Origin of the sequence: Streptomyces sp., assembly GCF_036566765.1 — a bacterium.
Classification (GTDB): Bacteria; Actinomycetota; Actinomycetes; order Streptomycetales; family Streptomycetaceae; genus Streptomyces.
Genome location: NZ_DATCVQ010000101.1, coordinates 1 through 9951 on the forward strand (window position 1 = coordinate 1; position 9951 = coordinate 9951).

Genomic DNA, 9951 nt, shown 5'->3' on the forward strand with positions numbered 1-9951 from the left:
CCGACTGCAGGACCTGCTGGACCGGCGCGCGAACGCCTGGGCGACCGTCCAGGACATCCGCGACCGGCTCGCCAAGGAGAACCGCGACGCCAACGAGGACGAGGACACCGCGTTCCGGGGCGCCCTCGACGACGTCGAGAAGCTGTCCAAGAAGATCGCCGACGAGGAGCGCGCCGCGCGCCTGGAGGCCATCGACTACACCGCGGCCCACCCGGCCGCCGCCGGCGAGCAGGAGCGCCACAACGACGACGGGGCGGTCAACCGCTACGTCGAGGCGTTCGACGCGTGGCTGCGCGACGGCTCCGAAGGGCTGACGCCCGAGCTGCGCACGGCGCTGCGCGGCGGCGCGATGGATCCCGCCACCCAGCGGGAGCTGCGCGCCCAGGGCGTCGCGACCGGCGCGGCCGGTGGCTACCTGGTGCCGCCCGCGTTCCGTGCCCAGCTCATCGAGACGATGAAGTTCTACAGCAACATGCGGGCGGTGTCGGAGGTCATCACCACCGAGACCGGCGCGACGCTGCCGTGGCCGACCAACGACGACACCGCCAACGTCGGCGCGATCCTGGCCGAGAACACGGCCATGACCGAGCAGGACCTGACCGTCGGCCAGGCCGACATCGACGCGTACATGTACACGTCCAAGATGGTGCGCGTCTCCTTCCAGCTCCTGCAGGACAGCGTGTTCGCGCTCGACCCGTTCCTGGCGCGCAAGCTCGGCGAGCGGATCGGCCGGATCCAGAACACGCACTTCACCACCGGCACCGGCTCCTCGCAGCCGCTGGGGATCCAGACCAACGCCACCGTCGGCAAGACCGGCACCACCGGGCAGACGACCACGATCGTCTACGACGACCTGATCGACCTGATCCACTCGGTGAACCGCGCCTACCGGTCGGCGGACTCGCGGTTCATGATGGCCGACTCCTCCCTCAAGCCGATCCGCAAGCTCAAGGACTCGCAGAACCGGCCGCTGTGGGAGCCGAGCGTGCAGGTCGGGATGCCCGACTCGATCCTGGGCTACGGCCTGGAGATCAACGACGACATGCCGGCGATGGCCGCCAACGCCAAGAGCATCCTGTTCGGCGACTTCCGGCGCGCCTACCTGATCCGCGACGTGCAGGGCGTGCAGCTCATGCGCCTCGTCGAGCGGTACGCCGAGTACCTGCAGGTCGGGTTCGCGGCCTACGCCCGCACCGACGGCACGCTGCAGGACGCCAACGCGGTGCGCGCGTACCAGAACTCCGCGACGTGAGCCTACGCACAGCGTAGGCCCGCACGGTACGGCACCTGATCGTCTCAGGGGGCGCGGTTCCCCGGCCGCGCCCCCTGAGGCCCGCACAGAGAGGATCGTCATGGCCGAGGCCAAGACGCAGAAGACCACCCGGGCGGCGACGCCGGACGCCCCGAAGGTGGAGACCGACGAGTCCGGCATCCTCCGCAAGGACCCCGACGTGGCCGCGGCCGTCGAGCGCGGCGAGGTCGACCGCGTCCAGATGGCGTCCCGCAAGCCCGACGGCACCCCGGCGCAGACCCCCGGCTTCGAGTACATCGACGCCGAGACGGCCCGCAAGGCGTCCGAGCAGCAGCTCACCGAGCAGGCCGTCTCCGTCGCCGACCAGGCGCTGCGCGCCCCCGCCGCGGCCGGTGGTGAGGGTTCGGAGCCCGACCCGACCGTGCAGCGGATCGTCGACGTCCACGCCAAGGCCGCCGAGCAGGCGGTCAAGCGGGTCGACGCCGAACTCGACGAGCACGCCTGATGCCCAGGGTGCGGTTCCTGCAGTCGGTCGCCGGCGATGACGTTGGTGACCGGCATGCCGGGGACGAGGTGGACCTCCCGGCCACGGTCGCCCGTACGTGGGCGGACGGCGTGCGCGCCGAACTGGTGCGCGCCGAGCCGGTGGAACACCCCGAGGGGGCGCGCCCTGAGCGGACGGCCAAGCAGTCCAGGGCCCGCGGGCGATGACCGACTACTGCACGATCGAGCAGCTGCGCGCCGAGCTGGCCGACAGCAAGGACGCCCTCGACGAGACGCTGCTCGACCGTGCGGTCGCGGCGGCGTCGCGTGCGGTGGAGGACTGGTGCGGCGGCCGGACGTTCGGCCTGTCCGATGTCGCGACGCCGCGCCTGTTCCGGCCGTGCGACACCGAGGTCGCCGACATCGACGACGTCGGCGCGGCGGACGGCCTGGTCGTGGAGACGTGGGGTGGCGCGTCGTGGGCGACATGGGTCGCCGACGACTACCAGTTGGAGCCGCTGAACGCCGCGTCGCGGGGGCCGGCGTTCGCGTGGGATCAGGTGGTGGCGCTGTCGGGTCGCTGGCCGGTCGGGGGGCGTCGCCCGACGCTGCGCGTCACGGCCCGGTGGGGCTGGTCGGCGGTTCCGGCGCAGGTGGAGAAGGCGACGATCCTGCGCGCGATCGGGCTGTTCAAGCGCAAGGAGGCCGTGTGGGGCGTGGCGGGGTTCGGTGACTTCGGGGCGGTGCGGATCACCCGCGCGGACCCGGACGTGGTGGACCTGCTGTCGCCGTTCCGGCGCGTGGTGGTGGCCTGATGGCCGAGATCGGTGCGGTCCGCGCCGCGATCTGTGCGCTGTTCGACGACGTCCCGGACCTGTCGGCCTACCCCTACCAGCCGGCGGTCGTGCCGAACCTGCCCGCGCTGGTGGTCGTGCCGACGGACGCGACGTTCCGGACGCCGATGCAGTCGGGCCGGGGCCAGGACGTGTGGCAGTTCAGCCTCACGGTCCTGGTGGCGTTCGGGGACGCGCAGGTGGCGCAGGACGACCTGGACGAGCTGATCTCCGAGACGGGCCCGGTCCGGTCGCGGATCACCGCGAACCCGCACCTGGGGCTCGGGAACCGGACGACCGCGTGGGTCGACGGCATGTCGGCGTACGGGATCACGGTCGGAGATCAGCAGGAGATGCAGAACCTGGGCGCGACTCTGCGCCTGACGGTACGGACAACGGGCTGAGGAGAAGTCGTGCCCCGCAACAGCAATCTGGTGAAGATCACCCACCCGGGCGGCCTGGAGTCCGAGGTGGACGAGCGGTCGCTGCGGCACTGGGAGGGCGCCGGGTGGAGCCGCGCCGACGCGACCTCGCTCGACAAGGGCGGCGAACTGCCTCCGGCCACGGTCGTCGCCACCACCCAGAAGCCTGAGCCCGTCCTCACCGAGGAGCAGCTCAATGACGCGGGCCGGCCGCGTGGCCGCCGCACGAACAAGCAGGAGGACTGACCGATGCCCGCAACCCCGATCGATGTGACGCAGCGGTACTTCGCGCGCGGCATCACCAGGGCCTACTTCCTGACGACTGTCGCGAGCCTGTCGACGGGCCCGACCCGCGTGGAGCTGAACGCGGGCAAGGACCTGTCGCCGGAGATCGCGGCGATCGACGGATGGCAGGTGCAGGGCGACAACATCGAGACGCCCGACCTCGCCACGGAGTTCACGTCGAAGATCCCCGGGCCGACGTCGGTGGACGACTCCTCGATCACCTTCTACGCCTCCGAGGACGGCGTGGACGTCCGCACGCTGCTGACCCGGGGCACGTCCGGGTACATCGTGTGGCTGGACGGCGGCGACGTCGAGGACAACCTGATGGACGTGTACCCGGTGCGGGTCATGTCGCAGGGCAAGGCCCGGTCGCTGGACGACGACGCGGTGACGATCGAGATCCAGTTCGCGATCACCCGCGAGCCGGTCGAGAACCTGTCGGTCCCGGCCGCCGCCTGATGGGTGACCAGGTCCTGCCGGGCGTCCCGGCCAAGATCGGGCGGGCCGACCTCGTCGCGGCTGTGGAGTCGCTCGGCTTCGACCTCCGCAGCGTGGTCGGCCTGGACTTCCACCGCGACGCCGTCTACGCCACGGTGTTCGCCAGCCACCCCGACAAGGGCGACGGATGGAGGTATGCGGTGGACGACGAGGTGGCCCGGCACCGCATCTGTGTCCCCATCGTCAATGAGGCAGCCAGCGCGCCGACCGGCGAGGACTGACCGATGCCCGGCGCGCGGCTGATCACGATCTCCGGCGCCCGGCAGGTCAGGGAACTGGCGGCCGACCTGCGCCGCCAGCGCGCCACCGAGATCAACGACCGGCTCCGGCGCGAGCTGACGGAGACGGCCCGCCCGGTCGCCGCCGCGGTGCGCGCATCCGTGCGGGCGACCCCGTCCAAGGGGCAGACCGGACGGGCCGGACGCCGGTCCCTGCGCGCCAAGATCGCCGCCGCCACCGAAGTCAAGGTCCGCACCACTCGCCGCCCCACGGTGGTGGTGTGGGTCAACCCCCAGCGGATGCCGCCCGGGGAGGGCAACCTGCCCGGCTACCTCGACGGCCGCAAGCCCTTCACCCGGTGGCGCCACCAGACCTACGGGCACCGCCCGTGGGTGACCCAGCGCCCCCACCCGTATTTCGACCGAGCGACCAGCAGCGCCGCACCCGCGGCACAGCGGGCCGGGGCCCGCGTGGTCGACCAGATCAGCAAGGAGATAGCCCGGGGATGAGCACCACCAAGGCACGAGACGACCAGCCGTTCGACTTCAATCTGAACTCGGTCAAGGTCGAGAAGACGCTGAGGCCGTTCCGGTTCGTGTTCGGCCCGAACAACGAGCGGTGGGAGATGGCCCACCGCGAGACGCTCGACAAGATCCCGCTGCTGGAGGCGTACGAGCAGGGCGGCGAGGCCGCCGGCACGCTGCTGTCCCTGCGGACCGCCATGGGCGAGGATCAGTGGGAGCGGTTCCGCAAGCTCGGCCTGCGCGGCGAGCAGCTGACGAAGCTGACGCAGGCCTACGACAAGTTCTGCGGCACCGACGAGGGGGAATCCGAGGGCTCTACCGGCTCCTGAAGGAGCACGGTGGAGCCGTCGACTACGACCTGCGCCACGAGTGGCCCGGCTACCGGCTGCGGGACCTGTGGGACGACGACCCGACCAAACTCACACACCGTGAGCTGATCGAGTTCGTCCAGCACCTGCCGCCCGGGTCGGCGACCGCCCGCTCGATCCTCGGACAGTCAGCCGCCGCCTACACGACCGAGGTCGCCGCGCTCGACGTCATCGCCTTCCACCTCGCGCACGCGAACTGGCAGCGCGGTGGCGGCAAGGGCGAGAAGCCCAAGAAGCCGAAGCCGCCGATACCCAAGCGGTTCTGAGCACAACTCAACAGCGGATCAGGGGGTGGGTCGTGGCCGAGTCGCGGTCGGTGATGCTGAACCTGATCGGCAGGAACAACACCTCCCGGGCGTTCCGTGGCGCGGCCGACGACGCCGACCGGCTCGCGTCCCGGCTGGACCGCGCGGGGGCGTCCAGCGCGAAGACGTCCAAGGCGTTCGAGGTGCTGACCGGCCGCGCCGCGACGATGACCTCAGCGCTGGTCGCCATCGCCCCGGCCGCGGGCGCCGCCGGTGCCGCAGCGGTCGGAGCCGCCGGGGCGATGGCTGCGGCGTTCGCGTCCGCGGGGGCAGCGCTGGGCGCGTTCGGTCTCGCGGTCAAGCCGCAGGTGACCGCGATCGGTGAGCTGGCCAAGGCCAGTGACACCTACGACAAGGCGGTCAAGGCCAACGGCGCCAGCTCCACCCAGGCCAAGACGGCGCTGAAGGCGTACAACCAGCAGCTGTCGGGCATGCCGCCGGCGACGGCGCAGGCCGCCGTCGGGTTCCTGAACCTGCGCGAGCAGTTCGGGAAGTGGTCCGACAGCCTGGCCGGCGACACGATGCCGATCTTCACCAAGGGCATCGGGATCGCCAGTCGGCTCCTGCCGAAGCTGACGCCGCTGGTGAAGACGGGCGCGGCGGCGCTGCGCGACTTCGTCGGGCAGCTCGACACCGACAGCAAGTCCAGCGGGTTCGCCCAGTTCCTGAACCGCCTCAACGCCACGGCCAAGAAGACCCTGCCGCCGCTGCTGCGGTCGGTGCGCAACGTCGCGATCGGCCTCGGCGGGATCGTGGACGCGTTCCTGCCGCATGCCGGCGCGATGGCGTCCGGGGTCGAGGGCCTCACCGCGCGGTTCGCCGACTGGGGGAAGTCCCTCAAGGACAGCGAGAGCTTCAAGGGGTTCATCGCCTACATCCGGCAGAACCTGCCCGCCCTGAAGGAAACCTTCGGGAACCTCGTCCAGATCGTGGTGAACCTGGCCACGGCGTTCGCGCCCATGACGGGGATATCGCTGCTGCTGGTCAAGCACTTCTCGGCGATGCTCGCGGCGCTGCCGCCGCCGGTCGTGACGGCGCTCGCCACGGCGTTCGTCGCCGCGTCCACGGCGGCGCGGATCTGGGTCCCGATCCAGACCGCGCTGAACGTGGTGCTCTCGGCGAACCCGATCGGCCTGGTGGTGCTGGCGATCGCCGGCCTGGTCGCCGGGCTGGTTCTGGCTTACAAGAAGTCCGAGACGTTCCGCGGGATCGTCAACGGCGTCTGGGCCGGAGTGAAGGGCGCGGTCGGGTCCGCCTGGACCGAAACGATCAAGCCTGCCCTGCTGGGGCTGGGTGACCTGTTCTCGCGGGCCGCCCGGATCTGGCAGGACAAGTGGCCGCAGCTGCAGCAGCTCCTCAACGACGCTGCGATGTTCTTCCGCGACACCCTCGGGACCGCAGTCGACACCCTGGCCGGCGGGTTCCGGAAGCTGGGCGGCGCAGCCGAGGGCGCGGGCGGGAAGATCTCCGGCGTCGGCGGGGACTTCCAGGTCGTCCAGGACGACGGCAACCGATTCTTGACCTGGTCGAACATCTTCAGCATCGGGCTCGGCGCCGCGCTGCTCGGCCCGGCCGGCGGCATCCTGGGCTACTTCACACGCCAGTTCTGGCCGCAGCTGAAGACCTCATGGACCGAGGGGTTCAAGCTCCTGGGCTCCAAGACGTCCCAGTTCGCGACCTGGCTGCCCGGCGCGCTGGGCCGCGGCATGTCGGCCGCGGCGTCCGGGCTGAAGACCTCGCTCGCCCGGATCAAGCAGAACCTGTTCGACGGGCTCCCGCCCCTGCGCCTGTCCTGGTCGGGGTTCTGGAACTGGACGTCGGCGTTCGCGCACCGCCTGCTCGACCAGACCGTCGGCGGGATCCGACGCGCGATGTCGGCAGCCAAGCAGGCGTTCTCCAGCGGCGTCTCCGGCATGAAGTCCTCCTGGGACCGGCTGCCCGCCGCGATCCGCGGCCCCATCAACTGGGTGATCAACCGCGGCTACAACGACGGCATCAAGCGCCTGTGGAACACCGTGATCGGGTGGCTGAAACTGCCGGGCGGTCTGAAGCTCGGCAACATCGCCGCGCTGGAGACCGGCGGCACGCTCGCCAACCCTGCCCAGGCCCGCCCGATGAAGACCAACGGGCCGATGGCGATCGTCGGCGAGGGCCGCAAGCAGTTCCCCGAGTACGTGATCCCCACCGACCCCCGGTTCCGCGGCCGTGCGCAGGCGCTGTGGGCGTCGGCGGGCGGGGACCTGCAGATGCTCGCCAAGGGCGGCGTCCTCGGCGGCCCGTTCGGCGACGTGCTCGGCGCGGTGAAGAAGGCCGCGGGCAAGGTCACCGGGATCGGCAAGACCGCGATGGCGATGCTGGAGAACCCTAGGAAGTACTGGGACTCCCTGGCGTCCAAGGTCATGCCCCGCCCTGGGGAGATCTCCGGCGGCGGCAAGTTCGGCGCAGGCATGTCGGGGGTGCCCGGCAAGCTGCTGGCGCATGCGTGGGCGTCCGCGCAGCAGGTCATCAAGACCTTCGCCAAGGCTTACGGCGGCGACTCCGCAGGGGTCGTCAAGGCCGCCGAGCGCATGATCGGGATGGGCGACGACCGGGGCGAGAACAACAACTGGCTGACCCGCGCCTGGGGGATGCCGGGCGCGCCGTGGTGCGCGATGTTCGTGTCCGAGGCGATCAAGAAGGCGGGCGCGACCAAGAAGTACCCCGGCTACCCCTCGGCCGCTGTCGCGTCCTACGTCGGCGCGATGCGGCACGTCGGGCAGGGTGAGGGCCGCCCCGGCGACCTCGGCGCCTACCGCGGCACCGGGCACATCAACGTCATCGCCAAGAACCTCGGCGGCGGCGTGTACGAGACGATCGGCGGCAACGAGGGTTCGGTCGTCCGCCGCGGCACGCGCGGCGGCCAGTCGGCGATCCTGCGGCCGATGGCCCGCGGCGGCATCATGGACCAGCGCCGCAAGGATCTGCGCGCCTACCGGGAACGCAACCTCGACCCGGGCGACCGGAAGTCGCCGCTGCTGCGCTACATGCGGCACGCCACCTACGACCGCGGCGGCCTCCTGCAGCCCGGCTACACCCTGGCCTACAACGGCACCGGGCGGCCGGAGCCGGTGCTGTCGCTCGCGCGCGGCGGTAAGGTCTCGGCCGGCCGCTCGACCGCCACAACCACGAGCCGCGCCGCGCGCCAGTCCGCCGGCACGTCCCTGGTGAAGGCGCTCACCGGCTCGGTCATCGGCGACGCCGGCAAGCTCGCATCCTGGTTCAACAAGCTCGACGCCGCGATCCGCAAGGCGTTCGCCGGGGGCACCGAGCGCAAGCTGATCGCCTGGTCGAACTCGATCCAGAAGGCGATGAGCACGGCCGCGACCAAGGCCGCGGGGATCTCGACGCAGATCGCCCAGGCCAAGGAGTACGCCGGCACCGTCGCCCAGTCCGCCAAGGACTTCGCGTCCCTGTCGAACCTGCGGACGCGCGGTACCGGGCAGCAGGTCGCCCTCGGCCTCACCGAGCGCGCGTCCCAGATCACGAACTTCGCGTCCCAGATCACCCAGCTCAAGAAGCGCGGCCTCGCTGGCGGCCTGCTGTCCCAGGTCATCGGAATGGGTGTGAACGACGGCACGGTCCTGGCGCGGACGCTGCTGTCCTCCGACGCCGCCACGCTGAAGAAGATGAACGCCGCCCAGGGCGTCATCGACAAGGCGTCGGTGAGCCTCGGGCAGACCGCCGCGAACGCCCTCTACGACGCCGGCAAGGGCGCCGGGAAGGGGCTCCTGTCGGGGCTGTACGCGCAGCGGGCGGCGCTGGACAAGGAGATGACCCGGCTCGGCCGCAAGCTGGCGACCGGAGTCGGCAGGACCTTCGGTGTGAAGCCGAAGGTCGTCGCCGCGCAGGCCGTCAAGTACGACTCGGGCGGGATGCTCCAGCCCGGCTTCACTCTGGCCTACAACGCCACGGGCCGCCCGGAGCCGGTGCTGACCAGCGGCCAGTACGCGGCGGCGACGAGCGGCACGAACGGGGGCCCGCTGGTGAACATCGAGCACATGGAAGTGCGGGAGACGGCCGACGTGGACCTGCTCGCCTCCAGGCTGGGCTTCGCCGCCCGGGCGGCGGCGTTCTGATGCTGACCTCGGTGAAGCTGGTCGACGGTGACCGGCAGATGCTGCTGCTGCCTCGCCGCGACGAGGGCGTGTTCTTCCAGAGCTTGGAAGCTCCGATGCCGGAGGTGCGGGAGGTCGCCGAGAACCGCACCGACGACGACGGCACCCGCGACACAACGTCGCTGTTCGGGGCGCGGGCATGCTCGATCGAGCTGCTCGTCACGGAGAACCCGCGCGCGATCGAGGACGAGCTGACCCGGTTCCTGCACCCCCGGTCCCGCCCGTACCTGGTGGTCGAGGACGACGGCTGGTCGTCGTCGCGGCGCCTCCGGCTGCGGGTCGACCAGTTCGCCGCGCCGCTCGGTCTCGACCTGGCCCGCGTGGACGCCCGGCAGATCTCCGTCGGGTGGAAGGTCCCGACCGGCATCTGGGAAGCGGTCGACGAGGTCGAGGTCAACGTGCTCGCCGACGTCGGTCCGGCGACCGGCCGCACCTACCCGAAGACCTACCCGTGGTCGTATCCGGTGACGATGTCGTCCGGCGCGACCGTCATCGGCAACATCGGCTCGATCCCGTCGCACTTCACGGCGCGGCTGTACGGCCCCTGCTCGGGCCCGTCGCTGCTCAACACCGCGACCGGCGAGGAGATCACCTTCACGACGTCGCTG

At 71.2% G+C, this 9951-nt stretch carries 13 protein-coding genes; all 13 read left to right on the forward strand.

Going from position 1 to position 9951, the window contains the following annotated elements; translation table 11 throughout:
- Positions 1–1252, forward strand: a 1252-nt coding sequence (locus VIU94_RS05665) for a phage major capsid protein (protein ID WP_331908186.1), incomplete at its 5' end; no start/stop codon positions are given.
- A gap of 100 nt (positions 1253–1352) precedes the next feature.
- On the forward strand, positions 1353–1757 hold the full coding sequence (locus VIU94_RS05670) for a hypothetical protein (protein ID WP_331908188.1): 405 nt from the start codon (positions 1353–1355) through the stop codon (positions 1755–1757).
- Positions 1757–1963: a hypothetical protein gene (locus tag VIU94_RS05675; RefSeq protein WP_331908190.1), complete on the forward strand. Its 207-nt coding sequence runs from the start codon at positions 1757–1759 to the stop codon at positions 1961–1963. Before VIU94_RS05670 ends, VIU94_RS05675 begins: the two co-directional genes overlap by 1 nt.
- Positions 1960–2550, forward strand: a complete 591-nt coding sequence (locus tag VIU94_RS05680; RefSeq protein WP_331908192.1) for a hypothetical protein — start codon at positions 1960–1962, stop codon at positions 2548–2550. Before VIU94_RS05675 ends, VIU94_RS05680 begins: the two co-directional genes overlap by 4 nt.
- Positions 2550–2972: a hypothetical protein gene (locus VIU94_RS05685; RefSeq protein ID WP_331908194.1), complete on the forward strand. Its 423-nt coding sequence runs from the start codon at positions 2550–2552 to the stop codon at positions 2970–2972. Before VIU94_RS05680 ends, VIU94_RS05685 begins: the two co-directional genes overlap by 1 nt.
- A 9-nt stretch (positions 2973–2981) precedes the next feature.
- Positions 2982–3236, forward strand: a complete 255-nt coding sequence (locus VIU94_RS05690) for a hypothetical protein (protein ID WP_331908196.1) — start codon at positions 2982–2984, stop codon at positions 3234–3236.
- A gap of 3 nt (positions 3237–3239) precedes the next feature.
- Positions 3240–3734, forward strand: coding sequence for a phage tail tube protein (locus VIU94_RS05695; protein ID WP_331908198.1), 495 nt, complete (start codon positions 3240–3242; stop codon positions 3732–3734).
- A complete protein-coding gene (locus VIU94_RS05700) occupies positions 3734–3994 on the forward strand; it encodes a hypothetical protein (protein ID WP_331908200.1) in 261 nt (86 codons plus the stop codon). The genes VIU94_RS05695 and VIU94_RS05700 overlap by 1 nt, the downstream gene beginning before the upstream one ends.
- A 3-nt stretch (positions 3995–3997) precedes the next feature.
- Positions 3998–4501, forward strand: coding sequence for a hypothetical protein (locus tag VIU94_RS05705; protein WP_331908202.1), 504 nt, complete (start codon positions 3998–4000; stop codon positions 4499–4501).
- Positions 4498–4845 (forward strand): hypothetical protein, encoded by a 348-nt coding sequence (locus VIU94_RS05710; protein ID WP_331908204.1) that lies wholly within the window; start codon positions 4498–4500, stop codon positions 4843–4845. Before VIU94_RS05705 ends, VIU94_RS05710 begins: the two co-directional genes overlap by 4 nt.
- Complete coding sequence (locus VIU94_RS05715) at positions 4728–5150, forward strand: hypothetical protein (protein ID WP_331908206.1); 423 nt, start codon at positions 4728–4730, stop codon at positions 5148–5150. Before VIU94_RS05710 ends, VIU94_RS05715 begins: the two co-directional genes overlap by 118 nt.
- Before the next feature lie 32 nt (positions 5151–5182).
- Positions 5183–9304 (forward strand): phage tail tape measure protein, encoded by a 4122-nt coding sequence (locus tag VIU94_RS05720; protein ID WP_331908208.1) that lies wholly within the window; start codon positions 5183–5185, stop codon positions 9302–9304.
- 11 nt (positions 9305–9315) lie between these two features.
- Positions 9316–9951, forward strand: a 636-nt coding sequence (locus tag VIU94_RS05725; RefSeq protein ID WP_331908210.1) for a hypothetical protein, incomplete at its 3' end; no start/stop codon positions are given.